The sequence below is a fragment of the Noviherbaspirillum massiliense JC206 genome, assembly GCF_000312045.1.
Classification (GTDB): Bacteria; Pseudomonadota; Gammaproteobacteria; order Burkholderiales; family Burkholderiaceae_D; genus Noviherbaspirillum; species Noviherbaspirillum massiliense.
In genome coordinates, this window is the sequence record NZ_HE978635.1 from 835296 (window position 1) to 856861 (window position 21566).

Here is a 21566-nt window from a genome sequence, read left to right on the forward strand (position 1 = left end):
GGACAGATCCATGTTGCCTGCGGCGATCTGGTCCGACGCCGTGGCAATGGTGTCCGTGCCGGTGCGCACTTCGCTCACGATCTTGAACAGGCTGCCATTCATTTCCTTCAAGGCTTGCAGCAGCTGGCCGACTTCATCGCGTGAGTCGACTTCGAAGCTTTGACTCAGGTCTCCGGCGGCGACACTGCTGGCCAAATGTACTGCGCTGCGCAACGAACGGGTGATGCTGCGGACCAGCATCGCACAGAAGGCGATCAATATGCCGACAAGAATGGTGACCCCGACCAGGGAACGTCCAGCCCGGGACCAAAACATGGCATCGATCGTATCCACATACACCCCGGAAGCGATTACCCATCCCCACGGCGCGAACGCCTTCGCATAGGATGCCTTCATCACCGGCTCCTCTGCCCCTGGCTTGGGCCACAGATAGAGAACGAAGCCCGCACCATTTTCCTTGGTGGCGCTGACAAGTTCGACAAAAACCCGCTTTCCGGTCGGATCCTTGATATCGCTGACATCCCGTCCTTCCATTTCCGGTTTGATCGGGTGCATCACCGCCCTCAGATCCTTGTCGATGATGAAGAAATATTCGCTGCCGCTATAGCGCAGCGCCCTTACCTCATCCGCTGCGGCCTGCTTCGCTTCGCTTTCAGGCATCTTTCCTTGCGCGGCTAGATTCTGATAGCGGCCCAGGATGCCATATGCGGTTTCCACCGCCTGCCGCACGCCGGCCTTGCGTTCCTCCAGCAGCAAGGACTTCTCGGACAACAAGGAAATAACGGTCAATAACGCGATGCCGATTGCCGCGCAGGCAACGACCATCCATAGCTTGGTGCCGACGCTTAACGAAAACTTTTTACTAGTGGTAACCATAAAGATGAGGTTTAAACAGACCATATACCAGGCTGACTGGCGCGGCATGTGGCCAAGGTTCAGAGTCAATGACGGTGTGTCTCGTCTTGAAACAGGTGCATTGAAAATACTGCGATTGGCAAATGGTTATCGACAGTAAAAACGAATTCTTTAACCTTTGGTTAAATTTGGTACACCTGCGAATGAAGCTTGGTCGATGGCTCTTGCTTGCGCCCCTTTACGTTCAAGGATGGCAAATAAGCTTCGTTTGGCAAGGACTCTGGCAACCGCCCGTACCGTTCTCCGGATGGATTCCATGACTTGTTCCCTCTTCGAACTCTTGTGCCTCGTCGAGCCTCTCGAAATGCGGCGGCATGCAGCTTGTACCGGAGTGGCGATGGGAGGCATGATTGGTTTAATCGAACCGGAATGACGCGATGGTGTCCAGATTGGAAAATCGTGTCTTTCGGCTTGGCGCGCCGGGAATTTTGGGCCTTGGTCGTCATAACATCGACACGACTTACCGCGATGTGTTGAAGAACTTGCGGCATTGTGGGAGTGCTTCACAGCAAATTTATAAAATGGTGCGATCGGTTGGCCGTCGCTACCTGTCCGAATTTCCACTTGTTTAGGGCATCGGGCAAATGCAAACCGGCGTAAGCAGCGAGCGTCTGCTCGACGAAGGCGCCACAGGCCAAGCATGGTGCCCGCGTTGGCTGATCTGCTGAGGCAGATGGGTCTGTCGTCGCACGATTGGCTTAAAACAGCCTGATCGATTGGCCGAAGCGGAATATAGTGTAGTTTCTTGCTCTGCTCCCAAAGAACACGGATTCAGATCTCTCTGTTACCGCCACATACCAACCAAGGAGACCGCCATGAGCCGCAGCATCCTCGACGAAGCGCATATTCATCCTGCCATCCGTGCCACCATCGAGAACAACCAAGTGGACATCGTGCGCGAGGTGCAATCGGCAATAGCAGCCCATCCCGTGGTCGTGGTTGGCATGGCGCAGAATCCTTTTCCGAAAAAGGCACGCAAGGCGCTGGACTCCGCAGGCACCGCTTACCGATACCTCGAATACGGCAGCTATTTCAGCCTATGGCGCCGCCGCCTTGCACTCAAGATGTGGACCGGATGGCCGACTTTTCCGATGGTGTTCGTGAATGGCGTATTGGTAGGCGGGGCCAGCGAGTTGCAGCAACTGATCGACAGCGGCGAATTGCGCCGCATGCTGGAAGAGAACGCGCCGATGAAGGCATCCTGAACAGACTGGCATGTGAACGACGCACGACAAGATTCCGTGCGCCCTGCTTTGCGAGCCGCAGACGTTCAGACGCTCGCTAATGCGCCCAGAATCTCATTTCGCCCTGCATTGAAAGGGTTCCATTCAGGTTCATGCGCCCGAGGCTCGCTGAGGAACTTGCGATCGGATCTGTTTGCACCGTCATGGATTCGAAGCCGAAGTCAGTGAATTTCACGTATTGCGGCAGCGTCAGCGCCATGTAGTCCGTACCGTCCGGTTTCTTTTGTGTGCTGATGCCGTAATCGTGCAGCTCGAGTTTGCCGCGCAACTCATTGAACATGAGGTAGGTGGTCTGACCATCCACATGGAAGCCCAAAGACAGGCGGGCTCCCGGAAACGCTCCTGCCAGCGACGGATCGTTCAGTGAGAGTTTCACCGAAAATGCGACCCCATCCCGCCCGCTGATTTCGGCCAAGTCACTGTCCTCGATCGGAACCAGCCCTTGCGCTGCCACATTGCCGCTCAAGAGCAGGACGGCGACAATGGAAAATAGCTTTCTTCGCATCTTATGGCTTGAATTTAACGTCCATGTACTGGATCTGAATTGACCCGATATGGCTGGCTCCCAGATCAACGCTGCCCGTACCGCTGCGGAACGAGAGATTTGCGATCTGCATGCCCCCCATGGGCGCCCCATTTGCATCCGGCCAATCGATTCCAACGTGCATGGTGGAATTGCCAGCGGCATCCGTCACTGCGTTGAAGATGCCGGGTTGCGAGGCCACGTCAGCGATGCGCCAGGGTGTATTGAGGATATTTCCATTGCTGTCGACCGCGCCTATGCGCAGACCGCTGATGTTCATCTGTTCCGTTACCGAGGCTGGTTCAGCCAGATTGACATCATCGCGCCCCCGCGGCCGTAGCAGCAGGTTGCCAATATCCATGCGCAATCCAAGACCGAAAGCGATGCCATCCCCGTTACGTGGCGTAGACCACTGCATGCCCCCGCCAAGGAAAGCAACATCCTTGAAGATCATGCTGCCGGCATCGAACGCCAGCCCGTTCGCATCCGTTCCCCAGTCGAAGGCAGTTTGCCAGCGTACCAGGCCGCTCGCGTTGGCGGGAAACGCCAGATTGACCACGTCAGCCATGCCGGCGGCGCCGCGTACCACTTCCATGCGGTAAGGATCAGAGAATGGGTTGTTCAGGTCGTCTGAACGCGAGATGTGCGGATTGGCGAGATAGTATTGGGCGTTGGAGCCGGGGGCGTAATAGGTAAAGCGAGCATCGCCCGACAGCGAGAAATTGGAAAAATCAAAGCTCAGGCCATCGCGCCCTTGTACAGCTGAGAGCGCAGTGTCGCTTAGCGGAAGCATGCCTTCCGCCGAGGCGCTGGCGTGGAAGGAAAATGCCAGCATCGCGCCCAGCATCGCCATGCGAACAGCATTAATCGTCGGGGAAAACAGAATGCTCCGCAACGCGCCCTTGCTCCTTTGGGATTGCAAGCGCTTGCGGATCATCAGGGCAAAGAGATTCATTGCGCGATGACGTGACCCTTTCTTCATCTCACGCAGAGAATTACAGTGCATTGAAGGCATGGCGGTCTCCATTTCCTAACGGACCAGCGGCATGTTGGGTGGCGGTGCTGCATTGACGTTTAATGCAGTGAGCCGGTCGCGCCAGTTGAGCCAGAATCCGGCTCGGGCAATATCCGGCACTTGCGTCGTACCCGGCGGAGCCTGGAATTGCACATCATTCTTAAGCACCGAAATCCAGAAGTCCCGGCTGGCACCAGTACTGTCACCTGCCCGGACGCCACCAATCTGTGCCAGGCTCAGGCAGGAGGCAGCTGTACAGCTTCCATCCCAGCGCTTGCCACCGCCCGCGTCGGTGCGGGAATCAAGGGTGCCGGCGGCGCCACCGTCAATCAGCATGGAGCCACTCAGTGTTTTCAGGGTGAGGCCGATGTCGCCGGCAATACTGTCGAAGCCGAATCGCAGGCCCACAACTTCGCGGGTAGAAGCATCACCCACGTTGCGGTAAACAAACTCGACATAGGGGTTGGTGATTTTTACCAGGCGCTGTGCGTCGCTCGCGTCACTGCGCCCGAACTGCAGCAAAGGCATGTCAATATCCGCACCCGTGCCGTTACGGGCGGCATAGTTGTATTCGCCCAAACGAATATCACGCAAGTTGGCATTCAGGGTCACATCGGCGCCGAATGCGATGCGCGTGAAGTCGAATCCACCGTAACTGCTGTTGCTCAAGTCTATCAATCCTTGTGCATGGGTCGCAGACAATTCCTGTTCTGACAATTCATGCAACTGGGCCGAGGCAGTGCCGACGCAAAGCAGCGCAGCACACATCGCAGTCAGCAGGCGAAGGGCAGCAAACTTGAGGAGATTCTTCATTTTTCAGCGATGAGACACCAATTCAGGAGCTTCATGAATGCGACCCCCAGTTGCTACCGGGGGCCGCAAGCTTTGGTGCTAGGTCACAAACTCTCGCCCTGACGACGGGAGATTAGTGAGCCCAGATCCAGACCTGAGTGCCGCGCAGGTCGATGTCGTTCATTGCGATGCGGCCGAAGGAAGCAGTGCTGCCACCCATCGTGATGGAAGCAACCGACATGTCGAGCAGCGCAGCGGTGGGCAGAGTGACTTGCGCAGCGGTCGGGATGGCAATTTGAACAACGTCGCTAGCCGGGTTGAAGAAGGAACCATCTACGCCGGTTGCAGTGCGGATCGCACCGAAGTGAGCACCGCTGATCACGTCGATCGTGGCAGCGATCAAGCCGGTGAAGCCGATGTTGTTGAAGCTAACCGAAGCGCCCGTTGCACCCTCGGTGGTGTTCGTGTACTGGAACGAACCGACGTTGACGTTCAGGCTGGCAGCGATCGACACACCGTCCTGGCCGGAAACCTGGCTCAGGCCTTCGTCAGCGATCGGGGTCATGGCGGAAGCAGCAACAGCAACGGCGGACAGAACGGCGGCCAGGCCTGCTTTTTTGATGAATTTCATGGTGTAGTCTCCAAATATAAGTAGCGGGTTTAATTCTTAAAGGGTTCCTCAACTACCGCATCCGCCTGCTCCTCGTTCCTCTTGGGAACCATTACGGTGAGCCGCCGGTATAAGCACCCCGTGGGGCATAGCGCTTTGCGGAACTTAATAATAAGACAACGTCCGCAAGTGGCACCCATGGTTCAGACTGACCTGCGAAGCCAAATCCTTGGCTTCGAGAGCCACCCCTATCAAGCAGCTTTTTCAGTTTGATTTTTGTTCTGGATTGGCGCGAGGGGACTAACTGGAACAGCAAGGCAGGACAAGCAACTCAATTCAAGAGAATGCTTTCTGCGCACATCCTGGCCAGTTTCCTGGCATTTGAGCTACATGAAAAAAATGAGAACGGCGTGATGTTTCACTGCATATATCCGCCTGTGCGCCAGCAAAAGTTCTATACGGCCCTTGACGCTAGTCAAGGGCCGCAAGCTTTGGCACTAGTTCACCAACTCTCGTATTGGCGACGGAATATTAGTGAGCCCAGATCCAGACCGAAGTGCCGCGCAGATCGATGTCAGTCAGGGCAATCTTACCGAAGGAAGCATCGCTGCCATTCATCTTGATGGCGGCAACCGACATGTCGAGCAGCGCAGCGGTGGGCAGGGTGACTTTCGATGCATCCGGAATGGCGATTTGCACAACGTCGCTGGCGACATTGAAGAAGCTGCCGTCAACTACCGGTGTCGGAGATCCAGTGCCGAGCTTGCGGATTTCAGCGAAGTGAGCGCCGTTGATCACGTCGATGGTTGCAGCGATCAAGCCCGTGAACTTGATGTCATTAAAGCTGATCGAGGCACTCTCGGTGGTGTTGGTGTACTGGAACGAACCGACATTGACGTTCAGGCTGGCTGCGAGCGACACGCCGTCCTGGCCGGAAACCTGGCTCAGGCCTTCGTCAGCGATCGGGGTCATGGCGGAAGCAGCAACTGCGACTGCAGACAGAGCGGCGGCAACGCCTGCTTTCATTGCAAATTTCATGGTGTAGTCTCCAAATTTAAGTAGCGGGTTTAGTTCTTGAAAAGGTTCCTCAACTGCCGCATTCGCCTGCTCTTCGTTCCTTTTGGGAACCACACGCTGCACGTTGATTCAGCATGCCGTTAAGCAAGGCGCCGTGCGGATGTTGATAATAAGACAATGGAAACCATTGGCGTGCTTCTGAGCATTACTCCTGAAGCCAAATCCTTGGCTTCAAAAGCCACCCGCGTTAGCGGTAATTTCTGCCGGTCTGACATGGTTGATGGGTATTTTCCTTAAAGAAATGTTTGGCGCAGCATTCTTGCTGGACAGAACTGGAACAGATCCTTTATAGTTTTCTTGACAATTCCCTGTAGCCTTACTTTTTCAGGCACTGACTCAGGAAAGTATTTCCCTGACCTCCTTACTTGCGTGGCATCAATGCATACCAAGGCGCCTCATCAACCTTCGATTCTGCGGCCGCCTCCATCCAAGCTGAACCCTCCTACAGCTGGAATGCATTTTGTCGCGCGGGAAAGCCTGATAGGCCGGATTCGGCAAACGGCAGCCGCCAAACTGGTCCTGATTGAGGCTCCAGCCGGATTCGGCAAAACCTCCTTATTGCGTCATATCTATGATGTCTTTAGTTCGACAGGCTGGTCCGTGGCATGGATGCGCCTCGACGCGGGAGACAATGATCTAGACCGGCTGCTGAGTTGCCTTGGACAAGCCATCCTGCAGGCTGGCCGAGTGACACCCACCAACAGAGACAACCCGGGCCTGGTGGCGGCACTGCCTGCCGTGACCGAACAGCCGGCAGCGCTGATGGAAGCAATCGCTGCAACTCCCCTGCCGTTCATGCTGATTCTCGATGAATTCGAGCACTTGCATAACCCGGCAGCACTCTCGATGGTCCAGCAACTTATCGAGGCACTGGGACCGCAACAGAAAATCGTCATAAGCTCACGCGAGCACCCGGAATTGAGCATCGGCCGCTTGCGCGCCTGTCAGCAACTGCTTCAAATCGACGCGGCCCAGCTGCGGTTCACCCCGGAAGAGACCAGTCATTTTCTATTAGCAAAGCGCAAGCTGAGACTCGATACTCCAGATGTGCAAAAGCTGCATGAAGTCACGGGCGGCTGGGCGGCCGCCTTGTGGCTGTCATCGCTTGCGCTCGAGGGCAGCGAAGAGCCAGGCCGCATCATCCAAAGCTTCTCCGGCTCGAACATGGCGCTTGCTTCCTACCTTGCCGAAGATGTGCTATCGCGCAAACCGAAGCACCTGCAAGACTTCATTCTTCAGACAAGCATCCTGCGAAAATTTTGCGGTGAAAGCTGCAATGCGGTTACCGGGCGCGACGATGCGAGAGAGCTGCTCCAGGAGATTGCGCGTTCCAACATGTTTGTGACGGCACTCGATGAACAGCATCTCTGGTTCAGCTACCATCCGCTGTTTGCGGAATTTTTGCGCATTCAGCTCGACACCAAACATCCCGGACTTGCCCGCATCCTGCATGGACGCGCCGCGCACTGGTACGTCGAACAAGGGCAGTCGGTAGCGGCGATCGAACACGCGATTGCATCCGGCGAGCAGGAGCTGGTCGTGCAACTGCTGGTCAAGTATGCCGAGGGCTTGTTCATGCAGGGACGAGTGCGCTTGCTGGCGCGCTGGTTGGACACGCTGGATCGGACGCGCCTTGCAACCAATCCGAAGTTGATGATCTTTTATACCGGCGCGCTGATTCACACCAACCGCAGCGCTGAAGCGCTCCAGTTGCTGGAAACCGTGATCCAGGAAGGCGTTTCATCGATATCTCGCCCGGCTTATCTCGGGCTCAAGGCTTTGAGCCTGATCATGCTGGATCGACTGGAAGAAACCGCTGCGATGTGGGATGACCCGGGCATGGTCGCCAGCGCAGTGGAAGAGCCGCTCTTGCACACCATACTGATGATCGGCGGCGCCTATTATTATGCGACCGCCGATCGCTACAAGGATGCAAGACTCCTGCTTGACCAGGCCACCCGAGAACACTTGGCGGTCGGGCCGCTGTTCAGCCTGACGGCAGCTGGCTATCTTCATGGCATGCTGGACTTAATGCAGGGAAAATTGTGTGCCGCCGGCGTGCGACTGCGCTCGCTTGTCGGTAGCCCGAAGGCAAATGCCCGCTCTGCCACACTGTATCGACATGCAAGTCTGGACAGCGATCCTGATTCACAAGCCCTGCGGCATGGCGCAGACAGCGGCTTTGCCAGCATTTATCTTGCGGAAGTGCTGTATGAAATGGATGCCTTGGAAGAAGCCAAGCTTCTGCTGAAGCTGCATTTGCCGCGTGTCAAGGACGCTGGCATTCCCGACCAATTAATCGCCAGCCATCTCGTGTATGCACGCATTCTGCGCGCTGAAGGACATGGCACCGAGGGCTTGCAAACTCTGCTTGAGCTGGAGCGACTTGGCATGCAGCGCCGGCTGCCCCGAATGGTTGATATGGCTCGGTTGGAACAGGCTCGCGAAGCGGTCTTGATTGGCGACCTGGAAGCGGCAAAAGGCTTGCTGGCATTGGTAGGCAATACGCCCGCGTGGCAAGGCGAACTGCAATTGATCGCCACCGACATCGAAAGCCCTTTCCTCGGCATGACCAGATTGCAAGTGCATTGTGGGCAGGCGGCCCTAGCACTACCGACACTTAAGGCCCATTTGCAGAAAGTCCAAGGCCGCGGCCGCCTGCGTTATGCCCTGCGTATGAAGATATTGCAAGCCCTCGCGCTCGCCAACGCCGGACAGCGCAACCCAGCCTTGCGGACAATACAGCAAGCCTTGCAGGACGCACTCCCGGAGGGATTCGTGCGGGCTTTCAAGGATGAAGGCCCGGCTGTACTTGCGCTCATCCGCGACATGCTCGAAGGTTCGAGGGATTTGGCGAGCAACGAGAATGCGTCGCTACGTTTTTTCGCAGAAAGAATACTTGGCCAGAGCGAGATCGCCCCGCTTCACGGTGCCAAGGAAGTCGTGCATGGCATGCGGATTACCGACAGCATCGCGGGTAACGAACTGACCAGCCGTGAGCTGGATGTACTGATACTGCTTGCGCAAGGCTATGGCAATCAAGTGATTGCCGAAAAGTTGTTCGTGTCCGTCACTACCGTCAAGACCCATCTGCGTAATATCAATATCAAGTTGGGCTCGCATACCCGTACTGAAGCAATTTCCATCGCGCGCAGGCTTTCAATTATTTCCTAACGGAATTTAATATTTCTTTAGAGAATTAGATTCGCCCATATTTGCGTCTTTCAGGAAACGAAATCACGCGAAACTTGAGATCGCGCAATCGCAATTCATCCGTTCGGATGAGTTCGCAAAGTCAATTTCCCTCTTACATTTAAACCCCCGGAGCAAGTCTTTCGTCGCATCAGCATGACGAAAAGAACAAGCGAACAAGAAATCGCCGATAACAGGCGACTTGAAGCGATTGCGTCGCATGCCGCAACGCTGAATGAAAAACATAGAGGAGACAGCATGAAAGGGATGAACCCATGTTCATGATCATCCTGGGCGTCGTTGCAGTCCTGATCTCAGGCTCTGCCGCCTGGTCAAGGCAGGAACCCTTGGACCGTCCGAAGGGGCAGTTTGAGTTGCCGCAATCGACGGTCGGTGCCGGTCCCATCACGCAAGCGGTGCAGATCGAGCCCTTCTCCGAATTGAAGTACCGCCATATCGTGCGCCAGGCCTTCGACTACAGCTGCGGGTCGGCTGCACTTGTGACCATCCTCAAATACCACCTTGGATTGGATGTGACCGAGCAGCAGGCGATGGAAGGCATGCTCGAGCGCGGCGAGAAGGAAAAAATCATTCAGCGACGCGGCTTTTCCCTGCTCGACATGAAGCGCTATGTTGCATCGCTCGGCGTCAACAGTGCCGGCTTCCGTGCCGAAATCAAGGATCTGCTCCAGCTCGAGCATCCTGCGATCGTGCCGATCGACTATGCCGGATTCAAGCATTTCGTTGTCTTGCGCGGCATCCGCGATGACCTGGTCTATATCGCCGACCCTTCCGCCGGCAACATCGTCTTTTCCGCGAAGGAGTTTGCGGGACTGTGGGACCGCAACACGCTGTTCATCATCTATCCGCCAAAGGACAAGCCCGCCGTAGCCCAACTGGCGCTGACCGACAAGGAGCTCGGCGTGTTCGACATGGACCTCGTCAAGGATCACGCCAATCTTGAACCTATGGGCAATGCCCACCTGATCAACCGCGCCATCAACTCAGGTTTTGGCGGGGTGTATTTGCGCAAGCAGTGAACTTGCGCCGGCGCGTTCGCGCTTTGCAGCTACAACAATACATAAGGGAGTCGTCATGAAAACTATTCCAATACTGGCGTTCATTGCCGCCGCGCTGATTCTGCCTGCGCACGCGCAGCAAGGCCCTGCCTCTTCGTCATCACCGGGTGACAGCACGGGAGCGGCCAGCACTTCCGCAGCGCGCGACGCGCTCAAGCAGCAGGAAGGTGACACTGATCAGACTGCTCTTCTGAAGCAGACACTCACCGCAGTCGATAAGCAATACTCGTTGCTCAAGCGCGACAAGCTGCAAGTGACATATGACCTGAGCTACACCTACATTGGCCAGGAAAGGATCAATGCCGACCTTTCGACAGGCACGCTAACCCTGTTCAATATTGAAAATGACAGTTCACACACCATCACAAATACCCTGACTTTCGACTATGGCGTGCGTGACAATTTGACCGGCAGTCTCATCCTGCCCGTGATCAGCCGCTACTCGGAAAACCCCGCGTTCGACGGGTTGTCCCATTCCCTCGGTGACATTGGCCTCGGCGGCCGGTGGCAGCCATTCGAGACCCGGCGCGGCGAACCGTCAATGAGCCTTACGGGAACTGTGCGCCTGCCTACCGGGCGCAGCCCGTTCAAGGTAAATGCGAACGAAGGCATCGCGACCGGTTCAGGCGTGACGTCATTCAGTGGCGGCGTGAATTTCAACCATATCGTCGACCCGGTCGCTCTGTTCGGTTCCGTGAACTTCACCTACAGCCTCGCTGCGACCCACCTGTCGCAGGTGCGCGGCAATCGCGTGCTCACCCGAGTCGAGCCAGGCACGAGCTTCGGATTCGGCCTTGGCTTCGCCTATGCGCTGTCCTATGGGATATCGACTTCGGTCTCCGTCCAGGAATCTATTTCAGCTGCTTCGGAGCTGCGCTTTGCCGACGGCAGCACGTTCAAGACGAGGACCCAGACTGCAGGTGTGCTGAATTTCGGCCTGGGCTATCGCGTGTCCCCCAAGACCACGCTCAATATCACGGCTGGAATCGGCCTGACTGAAAACTCTCCCAATTTCACCCTCGGCCTGACCATGCCGCTGGCGTTTTAAACGGACCAGAAAGAAATGGACATCCGCTTGATAAGCTGCCACGGCCGCAGCTGGACAAAGAGCTGGCTGCCAGCAGTTGCCGGCAGCTTGCTGGCTTGCAGCTTGCTGCCGGCGGCACAGGCGGCAATGACGGAAAACCTGGTGACCAGTCCTGTAGCCATGTCGCTTGGGAACGCGGTGACGGCAGATCCGCCAGGCATCGACTCGATCCATTTCAACCCGGCCGGCTTGGCCCGTCTGTCGGGCAAGCAGGAATCTCACTCCTTTTTCGGTGCCTCGATCCGGACTACGGCATCGTTCCACTCCCGTGATGGCTTCAACATCGGGGGCTGGACGCAGGACCCGTTGGACGGCACGCAAACCGGGCCAGTCCGTCAGACGCTCTACATTCCTGTCTACGGTCTGCCCAATTGGCGACTGCCGGCCGCGGGCGGTGCCGGCCTGGGCCTGTCATTCAACAATGAAGGCTCGCCCTTCACCTTTGCGACGGCAAGCTACATCACTCAGGCGATGAGCGTGGACCGCACCAAGGACCCCAATGATCCGGGCCGCTTCGATGGGCGCCTGGTGCAGCTCCAGCGGCTGGTCTATCTCTCGCCTTCAGTAGGCTACAAGTTCTCCGAGACCCTGCGCGTTGGGGCCGCGGTGCCGATTGCGTATTCAGCGTTTGCATTGAATACCGATATGCGCATGCCGAACACTTTGCTGGGCATCATTGGCAAGATACAGCAAGGCTGGTGCCCTCCCGGCGGCGGCAATCTGTTCGACACCCTGACCATAGGCTTATGCGGTGGCGGCGATGAAGGTCGGCTCAACCCCTTCAAGAAGGCAGCCAACATGAACCTGGACCTGACGGCACCCATCGATCCGACCGTCAACCTCGGCGTACTATGGGAGCCGGCTGACTGGTTCGGCTTCGGCGTGGTGTACCAGAGTGGCTCCAAGACCAAGTACACCGGCCGCTACACCATCACGACCGAACCGATGCTGCGCAGTTTTGTTCAAGGCATGTATTCGAGCCTGTTCGGCCCAATCGTTGGCGCGACACTTGGCATGCCTTCGTCGATCCCACAAGTGCAATCCGGCACGGTAACAGCAACCATACCCTTTCCTACCCACTGGCAATTCGGCATCAAGCTGAAACCGGTGGACATGTTTCAATTCAATTTCGATGCCAACTATACAAAATGGGGCGACTGGAATGCGATGACCTTCCAGTTTGACCAAAGCATCAAGCTGCTGGAAATGGCACGTTTGTTTGGCACCGGCGACTCGACCAAGCTCACCATCCCGCGCGGCTACAAGAGTGTCTGGCATTTCGGGTACGGACTTCAGGTAAATGCCACCAACAAACTGACCCTGCGTTTTGGCTACGAGCCACGCAAGAGTTCGATCCCGAAGGACAAGATCGACCTGGTCGCACCGCTGCCAGACACGAAGTTGTACAGCGTCGGGCTCGGCTACAAGCTGGATGACAAAAGCGAGATCAACATTGGAGCGAGCTATATGAAAGGATCGTTCAACGCGCCCGCAAACAGCAGCTGCAACATGAACTGCGACAATTTTTTGAACGTCATCTATAACCCGTATGCCGGCATGGATGTATCGGGCGACATACGGGTGCGGTATTTCGGCATTACTTACAACAAGCGTTTTTGAGAGGAGGCATAGCAATGTTCAAATCAATCTTTGCTGTTATCACCCTGATAGCGATCGGCAGTACCACTGCACAGGCTGCCCCGGCAGGCGCCCCGGCAACCAAGCAGGAGCTTGCGCAGCGCGTGGTGCAGCTGTGGCATGTCGAGGATATTGGCCAATCCATGCTGCAGGCGCCGGTTGCAGAGTCGGTCCAGCAAGCGCGCGTCATGCTGCAAGGACTCGCATCGCCGGAACGGCGCGAGCCTGCGATGAAGGACGTCACCGAAGAGGCCAAGAAGTTCATGGATGAAACAAGCCCGCTGGTGCGCACCACCGCGCAAAAGCTCATACCCACCACCGTGCTCCCCATCCTGACAGAGCGCTTCACCGAGGAAGAGCTGCGCCAGATCGTTGCGATCCTGGAATCTCCAGTGAAGCGCAAGTTCGAGGAGATGGTGCCGGAAATGCAAAAGGCGCTGGGTGAAAAACTGGCGAGCGATGCGCGTCCAGTGATCGAGCCGAAGCTGCAGGACCTGAAGCAGCGAATCGGGCTGCGCCTGCGCGCGGCCGTCACTCCCTGATCCATGTCCCGAAACGCCACGAATGGAATGACAGACAGCGTATCGCTGCGTCCTGAACGCAAGACAGACGCATCTTTCATGAGGGCTAAAGCATGAGATATTCATCAGCCACAGATTTCCTGAACCTTATCAAGGCCCCCCTGGAAAGCAGGGGCTTCGATGCCGGACTCCTGTTTCGACAGGCAGGGCTCGAAGAGCGCGAGTGCATCGCCGACGATGCGCTCACGCTTTCGGACAAGCTGAGTCACTTGTGGGAACTTCTGGCGCATGCGTCCGGAGACCCCTTGCTGGCGTTGAAACTCCCTTCGCCCGAACTGCTGGACCGGTCAGGTTTGATGGGCCGGATCATGCAGGTATCCCCCGACATCAGCAGCGCCATTGAAAACCTGGTGCGCTATACGCCGCTCGTGGCGCCGACCGTCCACAGCACCATCGAGCGCCTGGAAGACCGCACGCGCGTGAGCCTGCACCTGCCGGGTGGCCGGCGCCTGGTGCCACGCCAGCGCTACGATTTCGTGTGGGGCCTGGCGCTGCAAGTGGTACGCACGGCTGCGGCGCGCAGCGACTTGCGGCCGCTGCTGGTGAGTTATGCATTTCCGGAACCCGAGGCGGCGACAGCTTATGCCGAAATATTCGGCTGTCCGGTGCGTTTTGGGGCGACGGTGAACACGATCGAATTTGCCAACGCCGACCTGGCCACGCCGATCGCGACCGCAGATCCGGCAACCGGGGATTGGACCCTGCGCATGCTGGGCGATCTTGCACAGTCCCAGCGCGACTGGACCCTTCGCATGCTGGCCAAGCTGGAACAGATTCCCGTCTCAACCTTCAGTGCGCGGGTGCAGCGCTTGTTAATGACCATGCTGGAATCAGGGGAGCCGCTGCGCGAGGAAGTGGCCAAGCAACTGATGATGAGTGAACGTACGCTGCAGCGCCGCTTGGCGGAGGAAGGCACGAATTTCACCAAGCTGGTTGACGACACGCGACGGGAGATGGCCCAGCGCTATCTGAGCAATGGTGGAATGCCGCTGAAGAAGCTGAGTTTCCAACTGGGATTTTCCGATCCGAGCGCCTTTTCGCGGGCATGCAAACGCTGGTTCGGCCGCTCGCCCAAGCAACTGCAGTAAACATGAAACAGCAGCCTGGCTCCCTTCCGGGACAGTCCGGTTGCGCAGCCAGGCGCGCCCGGATGTCACCTATCTCATTGAATCCACGCGGAAATTTCCTTCCTGTTTTGTCAGGAAATTCAACCTTGATCAAGTCGTATCCGGGAACAGTTACGCACAGTGTGCAAAGTTCCCTTCTCTGACTTTCATCAAATTTAGCCTGATTTCGCAAGTCATTGTTTTTAAAAGCAAATTTTCGTGCTCCTTCGGTAAGCAATCCAATGGAGAGTCGCGTAAATGCTTGGTTTTGAGGCTGTTCAACTCACTTTTCCACATAGTTTTCCACAAGAACTGTGTATAGCAGGAAAAATTCCTTATAAATCCGTGGTTTAGGAATTCCGGAAGGCAATTAGGATTTTTCCTACAATTTTGTCAAGGGGCGCGCCTGTTTTCTCTGCTCAAGGAAAACCGACTTGTTCTTCCGAATTTGAAGGCCCTAGGAGGGCAAACGCTGGTATTTCCTGCCTTCAAATCGCTCCGCTTTGGGCATACCAAGAAGCGCTGACAAGTCCGGGCGCATTCCAGGAAATTGTTCTTGCAATGGCAGCGCGCAGTAAGTTACGCACATAAGGCGGTCTTCATTTCGCGGCAATTGCTTTGGAATTAAGCCAATACCTTAAGTCTTTGATTTTAAAGGAAGCGCAACCTTGCTCTGTGGATAGGCAAATTGTGAAAAACCCGCTTAAACAGTAGGCTTGAGGGCGATCAAACCAGTTTTTCCACAAAGTTGTTCACAGGAATTGTGAACAGAATAAAAAAATCCTTGTAAAACCGAAGCTTAGGGCATTTCCTTAATATTTCTTAGGATTATTCCTACAAGAAAAAGCCGGGATGCGGATAGTCTCGATCTCACAGCGCTAGTCAGGGTCAATTGAAACCTGAACCGGGACAATAAATCCTGCTTTATCTCCCTTACGTCGGCAAATACGCGAGCGGCTTATCGTCGGTACTGCAAGAATATCGAGACGATATCGACCTATGGTGCCACGGCCACTTGCATCGGCATCTGAACTTTACCGATGAAAGTGTGCGTGCCTTCTGTAATCCCCACAGGTACCACTCTAAACCGCAGCCCATAATCAGCGCATTCTGACTCGGAGCTCACGCGACCAATGATGCGATTGCCGAAAGCGCGCAAGAATATTCTCGCGATCCCTATGAGGGCGCTAGGAGCGCGGCGCGGCACGCCGATTGCCCTCGTCCTTGAAACGTAACCCTTGCTCAAGGATGGCTTTCAATTCCGTCTGGCTGAAAACAGCGTCTGGCTCATTGCTACTGTGCCGGCGAAGCACATCCGTTTTCCCGATTGAGGCCCAGTGAGAACCCCAAGATATCGAGATGCGAGGTTCTTCCGAAGAACGTGAGGAGCGGACTGTTTCGGTATGTCTTTGCGTCTTCCTGCTTTATACCGAAGATATAGCCATTTAGGCTACTTCGCAGCGTCAGGGACTGAAATCTGGCATCTGAACGAATAGAGCGCTGATTCAGCGATACGTCGGCCACAAGGTCCACCGACAAGTCGCGCCGGGTGCCAAGGTTCTTCCGTTGTAGCCGCGGTGGTCCGGACGTTAAATAGGACACGTTGGAGCATGCCCAGCGCAAGCAATACATTTACAGCTTCCCCAAGAGCCGCCTATACCATTCTCCCGGTAACGCTTCGCCACTTTTACTCCTACTTCGAGCTCCTTCGGTCCGCTCATGATTTGCTCTTCGGCGCATCGATTTTTCATGCTGCTGCCAAAGCAGACGCCCCCATTACCTGACTACTCCAGGACTCGGGTCAGTCGTGACCAACAAGTCAAATTGCGGTGGTATTTGAGCTAGCCCATATCGGAAAAAAACATTTACATCTTTCCGGGCGCGGCCAGCGAACTCCAACGATGCCAACACGTCAATATTGGCGTGGCCACAAGATACTGCATTCAAAAAAGGAGCAATGAATGAAAAATTGGCTTTTACCGATAACCTGTGCGATTAGTCTAGCGGCCTGCAGTTCGACAGGACCGAGCACTGGCGGCTCCGCCTCTGGCTCAGCCTCTGGAATAGGTTCCGCAAGCGGGTCCGCCCAAGTTGCTCCAGGGGCCTCGTCGGGCAGCTCGAACACCTCACCGTCTGCTTCAGCGGCGACCAGCGGCTCTTCGAGCAGTTCGGGACTCGGCTCCTCCGGGCAATCCTCGTCTGATTTGTCATCGCCTTCCGGCAGTAGCGTAACGTCCGGTACCTCCGGCAGCACAGGCGCATCGTCGTCGAACAATTATGGGGCCACGTCGAGCAGCTCCGGTACGACTGGTACAACGGGTGCGTCGTCCTTCGGTAATGCGTCCTCATCGGACACGCCGTCCGGCGTCGGTTCGTCCTCCAGCCCAGCAGCCGGTACAAAGTAAGGCCCCAATCGCGGTTACCGTATCTGCACCGTAACCGCATTACCCAACCAATCCGAAGTTGCGTCAGCATGCGTCCCCCGCCATGCAGATGGAGGCGCGTGGCTTGGCGCACCCTCAAGTTAAAGGAGTAAGCATGAAAAAGCACCTGATTGCAACGATTTCGATTGCGGTGGCATTGCCGGTGTTTGCCCAAACCGCCAACACGCCAGCTGATGCCAAAGCCCAAGGCAAGGTGGAACAGGCACAAATCAAGGCAGACAAGAAGGTCGACGAAGCGATGACCGATGAAGCACGTGCCAACGTGCAGGCTGACGCCAAAGCGAACGACAAGAAGCTCAAGGCACACCACAAGGCCCAGAAGAAGATTGATGATGCGGCCGCCGATGTCGCCAACGCCCAAAACAAGGCTGAGGTAGATGCTGCAAAAGCCACGAAGTAAAACATAGAAGCCACCGTCTCCTCCGAAGGCTTTCGCTTGGCAATGGTGTTCTCATTCACAGGCCGGTATGCAAGGCTATAAAAGCCAACCCGGCAAGCCGGGTGTCAGCATGTGGTGCCCCGAGGATACATGCTACGGAGGCTGACATGAGCGTCTGCGCCATCCGGCGCAGACGCTGTTGCCACATCGGCAGATGAGGCAACAGCTTCTACTGCAGCATCAGTGTCAGGCGCGTTCGCGCTGCGATTATTGAAGAGCGGGATGAGTCGCCTTCGTTGCGCTGGTGTGTCTGAGCCAGGCGCACCAATCCGAAGGGCCGCCGTTCAGTTCCGCGACACCGGCTGCATTCGGATTTTGAGCTACAACCATTTGCTGCTGAAGCATCTTGTTTGCGGATCAATTTTTCGTTTTTTCACTCTTCCATGCATCGATTGTCTTGTTGTGTTGAAAATCACGAACATCAATGAAACCCATACTGATTGCATGCCTTATTCTGAATCTAGGAGGGCCGGCCGCAGCTGCCTCCATTTCGCCGCGACTGCCCATGTATGGAAGTGACGGGCGATTAGATGGCTCGTTATTGAAGCGGCAGAACATCCTGGTGAACGCAGTAATGAAGAGCCGGCGTGACAGGAGCGAAGCGTCATACGAGAAGAGCGACCTCGGATGGAGCTTTGTACACCAGAAGCGGTATGACACGGCCATGGCCGCCTTCAATGACGCTTGGTTGCTCGATTCGGAGAACGGTGAAGCGCATTATGGGTTCGCAACCGTGGTAATGCGACGCGACCACGATGCGCGGAGCGCTGAACGATCCTTCAAAATGGCAGTGGAAAAGCCAAAAGTACCACCAAATGCCTTTGTCGAATACGGGCAGCTTCTCCTGTCCTTAGGGCGAGTGGACGACAGCCTGGAGATACTCTACAAGGCACTGGACCGCTCACCGAAAATTTCCAACGCGCGTTCCTATATCGCCGGCGCGTACTACCAGAAGAAGAATTTCGCCAAGGCGTGCCAGTGGGCGCAGAGCGCCGTCGAGAACAAGGACGTGCTCAAGCGCAGGCTGCTCGAGGAAAGCTGCAGCCGAGAGTAATAAGGCCAGCCTGGGACATCAAACAATGTTCGGACAGGCAGACGTCGAAGCAACCCCGACCGTTCTTGTGCGTATTGCCCTATGCGAATTCAAAATTCGTTGGAGTTCCCATGGCCGAACAATATCTTCGTCTGGTCGCGAAGGTGAGCAATTTTCGAGTTCCAGCGGGCGATTATCACCATACCGCTTATGCCATCACCTCGGAGAGGAGGCCGATGCTGGATTTTCCGTGCATCTGAATTCTGCATAGCCTGGGTACAGCGCTCGCTTGGTTCAGCCTTCCTTTGATAACGAGCAGTGGGCGCGGCACAAATGCGGATTGCCACGGTGAGATTGTGTGCCGCTCGTATGGTTTTCAACTCGAACACGAGGAGCGCTCGTGCCTATGAATGGAGCGTATTGGACAGTAACTTAGCGATGAAGGAAGCGTTGTGCACAAAGGATGGCATCAATTTGATTCTTTCCTATGTTGAAACAGCGGATTTGCACGAAAATGTCTATGTTGAATGTGATGGCCGCGACTGTCTTTGGGAATACGTCATGCACCGCGATGAGTCTATTGCATCTCTACTTGAATGGTTATCACCGAAACTGACAGTAGACGAGTTAGATTTTTTACGCACTCAACTCGACAGCCTGGCTGAGAACGCGAAGCGATACGGGCACTTGTTGGAAAGGGATTCACACTCGCTATATGCAGTCGTGGTCTCCTCAATAAATCAGGTCGCGATCGATCAAGAAGAAACGCTCAAAATTAAGAAAGAAAAATGAGCCAACTCGTGCTGAACAGCGCCTGTTTCGGAAGAGACAGCCAGACGTACTGCCAGTGGCCATTAGCCAGCTAATCGCTTTGACAGGAGGCGGCCGCACCAAATACGAGACACGCGTACCACGGTCAAGTCCATGACTGTGGCACTGGCCAGGTTGAACTATGGCCGCTTCTTTCGCAATGCGAGTCACCAGCCATTCAATGTAGCTGCTCAGCTTTCCCGGTTCTGGGTGCCGGCATCAAGGCAGTCGATTGGCGTGCTGACGAAGCGTCCACCGTGTAAAAGTCAACGAGCGTCCAGGGAACGGTTACAGGCAGGAGGAGTGTGTCCGCCACCAATGAGAACGGCAAGTCAGCGCATACGATAGACATACACCTGGCTTCAATGTGCCGTCTTGTTCCGGAATAGATTTTATTGGGCGTCTTGTTTTCCACCAGCGTGCCGACAGACACGCAACCGCAGAGGTTGGTGAATATAAAGATAGCTATCGCATAGACTTTAACATCGCGCATGAAGCTTTCTCCTCACCCCATTGAGTAACTCTTACTTCACAACCGTCCTGCACCGTAGTATAGCCCGGTAAGTGTCTGCAGTCGGTCCGTAACGTCATGTCCCCCTGTTGGCGCACCACAGATGGCAGCCCATTCCATCTTGATGAACTCGCCCGTTTGTCATTCACTGTTGCTTTCCGCAGCACCGGGACTGTCTGAGTCAAAAAAATGGAATGGGTAGCACCCTGCGAAACTGCCCCGCAATGCGGACAAACAATCTTTCCGGGTTCAACCGCGACTGCGCTGTGTGGGGAAAATTGGGTTACCAAAAACGGGCGCCCACATCCGGAAAAAGCACAACGATACAACATACGATACCCAAGTGGAGACAAGAAGGGTGAGAGGCCGTTCACCATTAAACAGAATTTCGGTGCACGTGGCCGTCATCAAGGCGATGCAAAGTATGGCAGGCGACCATGACTCCAGCATGACACAGCCATACGTCTTGCAACGGCATAGCCCAACCTCCTTGAGCAAATAGGAGCCAAGCACATGGCGTGGCCGTTATCAATCAATCGTATATCTCGTATTACAAACCAAAAGCAGACAACAGAACATGTGCCCGGTATAGTTTGTTCCGTCTCCTCCTTTCCTCTCCAAGGAATGGATTCGCCCGCAGCCGCAAGGTCTGCGGGCTTTTTTATTGGTACGGAATTTCGCAATAAGCCGGCTCTCGGCTAACAGCCCATTGGCTGTCAATCCCGCGCTTCGCACTTGCCTTGTTTTTCTTCACAAAGAGAGCGCTCCTGAAAATCCATGAATCGCCCCGGGTTTAGATGAAACGCGCGAACCTTACAATCTGGGAGACGTGTGGGTGGTGACCGGAACAGAGAACGATGCCAGTCACCAATGGCAACAGCGTCATCCGAGTGTCATATTTCGGGAGTAATCTGGTTGCATGGACGCGCGGCGTCGACACCTGCATCAAACGGTGCTAGGCCGTCACTCGACATCGAGTGGTCCATCCGATTCCAGCCATCCTGCCCACCGCGAAAGGAAGGCGCTGTCTTCAGGTGTTGCCGCTCAGCAGATTGCAAGCCACTGCCCAAGCCTCAGGTCCGGCAACAACCTTAGCTAGCGTTGTCCTGGCCATATATACGCTCAGGCTCTCTCAGGGAGAGCCAAATCGGGCTATATATCCGGAAATGTGGGTTGCGGGCTTGCTGTGCGCGACTTTGGCGCAGTGTGGGCGATTTCCGGAGCAGCGACACGGGAGTGCTGTTCCAGCTGTTCACGAGTAGAGGAACCGTCGTTCGAACACATGCTGTGCTTCTAACGTCTTTCCGTGACAGTGCTACTCGGCCTCAGCACGGGACGCCGCTTCCTCGCTGGCTCGGTAGAAAGGCTCATACCACGCCCAGAAATCAGCGTTAACACTGTTACCAATCGCGGATTGCTGCCTTCCCTAAAAATTTAATAAAGATGCGCAGTCAATGCCAGTATCGTGCG

At 55.6% G+C, this 21566-nt stretch carries 19 protein-coding genes; 11 read left to right on the plus strand and 8 right to left on the minus strand.

Features of this window, described 5'->3' with window-relative positions; translation table 11 throughout:
• A partial coding sequence (locus tag HGHM_RS23440; protein ID WP_026076213.1) for a cache domain-containing protein occupies positions 1–876 on the minus strand: 876 nt, incomplete at its 3' end.
• A gap of 854 nt (positions 877–1730) precedes the next feature.
• Here HGHM_RS23440 and HGHM_RS19350 point away from each other — a divergent pair.
• Positions 1731–2120, plus strand: a complete 390-nt coding sequence (locus HGHM_RS19350) for a glutaredoxin domain-containing protein (protein WP_019143230.1) — start codon at positions 1731–1733, stop codon at positions 2118–2120.
• Positions 2121–2196: 76 nt separating this feature from the next.
• Here the strand turns inward: HGHM_RS19350 and HGHM_RS19355 are convergent, their stop codons facing one another.
• The 5 genes from HGHM_RS19355 to HGHM_RS19375 form a co-directional block, all read right to left on the minus strand.
• Positions 2197–2574: a hypothetical protein gene (locus HGHM_RS19355; RefSeq protein ID WP_245549307.1), complete on the minus strand. Its 378-nt coding sequence runs from the start codon at positions 2572–2574 to the stop codon at positions 2197–2199.
• A 91-nt stretch (positions 2575–2665) separates the two neighbouring features.
• On the minus strand, positions 2666–3697 hold the full coding sequence (locus HGHM_RS19360; protein ID WP_245549309.1) for a hypothetical protein: 1032 nt from the start codon (positions 3695–3697) through the stop codon (positions 2666–2668).
• Positions 3698–3712: 15 nt separating this feature from the next.
• Positions 3713–4366, minus strand: a complete 654-nt coding sequence (locus HGHM_RS19365) for a hypothetical protein (protein WP_245549311.1) — start codon at positions 4364–4366, stop codon at positions 3713–3715.
• Between the two features lie 256 nt (positions 4367–4622).
• The gene (locus HGHM_RS19370) at positions 4623–5120 is read right to left on the minus strand and encodes a DUF6160 family protein (protein ID WP_019143234.1); all 498 of its coding nucleotides are present in this window, start codon (positions 5118–5120) and stop codon (positions 4623–4625) included.
• Between the two features lie 510 nt (positions 5121–5630).
• Positions 5631–6137 carry a DUF6160 family protein gene (locus tag HGHM_RS19375; protein WP_026076214.1) on the minus strand — a complete coding sequence of 169 codons (507 nt, stop codon included), beginning with the start codon at positions 6135–6137 and terminating at the stop codon, positions 5631–5633.
• A 648-nt stretch (positions 6138–6785) separates the two neighbouring features.
• Between HGHM_RS19375 and HGHM_RS23845 the strand changes: the two genes are divergently transcribed.
• The 6 genes from HGHM_RS23845 (at position 6786) to HGHM_RS22010 (ending at position 14841) form a co-directional block, all read left to right on the plus strand.
• Positions 6786–9350, plus strand: a complete 2565-nt coding sequence (locus HGHM_RS23845) for a LuxR C-terminal-related transcriptional regulator (RefSeq protein WP_281004513.1) — start codon at positions 6786–6788, stop codon at positions 9348–9350.
• 293 nt (positions 9351–9643) lie between these two features.
• Positions 9644–10408, plus strand: coding sequence for a C39 family peptidase (locus tag HGHM_RS19385; RefSeq protein WP_019143237.1), 765 nt, complete (start codon positions 9644–9646; stop codon positions 10406–10408).
• Positions 10409–10463: 55 nt separating this feature from the next.
• Entirely contained in the window at positions 10464–11495 is a 1032-nt protein-coding gene (locus HGHM_RS19390) for a transporter (protein WP_019143238.1), read from the plus strand.
• Between the two features lie 15 nt (positions 11496–11510).
• The gene (locus HGHM_RS19400; protein WP_051155348.1) at positions 11511–13154 is read left to right on the plus strand and encodes an OmpP1/FadL family transporter; all 1644 of its coding nucleotides are present in this window, start codon (positions 11511–11513) and stop codon (positions 13152–13154) included.
• A 14-nt stretch (positions 13155–13168) separates the two neighbouring features.
• Positions 13169–13714: a DUF2059 domain-containing protein gene (locus HGHM_RS19405; RefSeq protein WP_019143241.1), complete on the plus strand. Its 546-nt coding sequence runs from the start codon at positions 13169–13171 to the stop codon at positions 13712–13714.
• A gap of 92 nt (positions 13715–13806) precedes the next feature.
• Positions 13807–14841, plus strand: coding sequence for an AraC family transcriptional regulator (locus tag HGHM_RS22010; RefSeq protein ID WP_019143242.1), 1035 nt, complete (start codon positions 13807–13809; stop codon positions 14839–14841).
• 1930 nt (positions 14842–16771) lie between these two features.
• Here the strand turns inward: HGHM_RS22010 and HGHM_RS19420 are convergent.
• Positions 16772–17134, minus strand: coding sequence for a hypothetical protein (locus tag HGHM_RS19420; RefSeq protein ID WP_019143244.1), 363 nt, complete (start codon positions 17132–17134; stop codon positions 16772–16774).
• Positions 17135–17367: 233 nt separating this feature from the next.
• Between HGHM_RS19420 and HGHM_RS22015 the strand changes: the two genes are divergently transcribed.
• From HGHM_RS22015 to HGHM_RS19435, 4 genes are all read left to right on the plus strand, one after another.
• Complete coding sequence (locus tag HGHM_RS22015) at positions 17368–17703, plus strand: hypothetical protein (protein WP_148415811.1); 336 nt, start codon at positions 17368–17370, stop codon at positions 17701–17703.
• Positions 17704–18166: 463 nt separating this feature from the next.
• On the plus strand, positions 18167–18796 hold the full coding sequence (locus tag HGHM_RS19430; RefSeq protein WP_019143246.1) for a tetratricopeptide repeat protein: 630 nt from the start codon (positions 18167–18169) through the stop codon (positions 18794–18796).
• A gap of 110 nt (positions 18797–18906) precedes the next feature.
• Entirely contained in the window at positions 18907–19035 is a 129-nt protein-coding gene (locus tag HGHM_RS23850) for a hypothetical protein (protein WP_281004509.1), read from the plus strand.
• Between the two features lie 58 nt (positions 19036–19093).
• Positions 19094–19567 carry a hypothetical protein gene (locus tag HGHM_RS19435; RefSeq protein WP_148415813.1) on the plus strand — a complete coding sequence of 158 codons (474 nt, stop codon included), beginning with the start codon at positions 19094–19096 and terminating at the stop codon, positions 19565–19567.
• A gap of 196 nt (positions 19568–19763) precedes the next feature.
• On the opposite strand, the gene HGHM_RS23900 is transcribed toward HGHM_RS19435, so the two are convergent.
• A complete protein-coding gene (locus HGHM_RS23900) occupies positions 19764–20078 on the minus strand; it encodes a YceK/YidQ family lipoprotein (RefSeq protein WP_019143248.1) in 315 nt (104 codons plus the stop codon).
• Positions 20079–21566: the final 1488 nt, after the last annotated feature.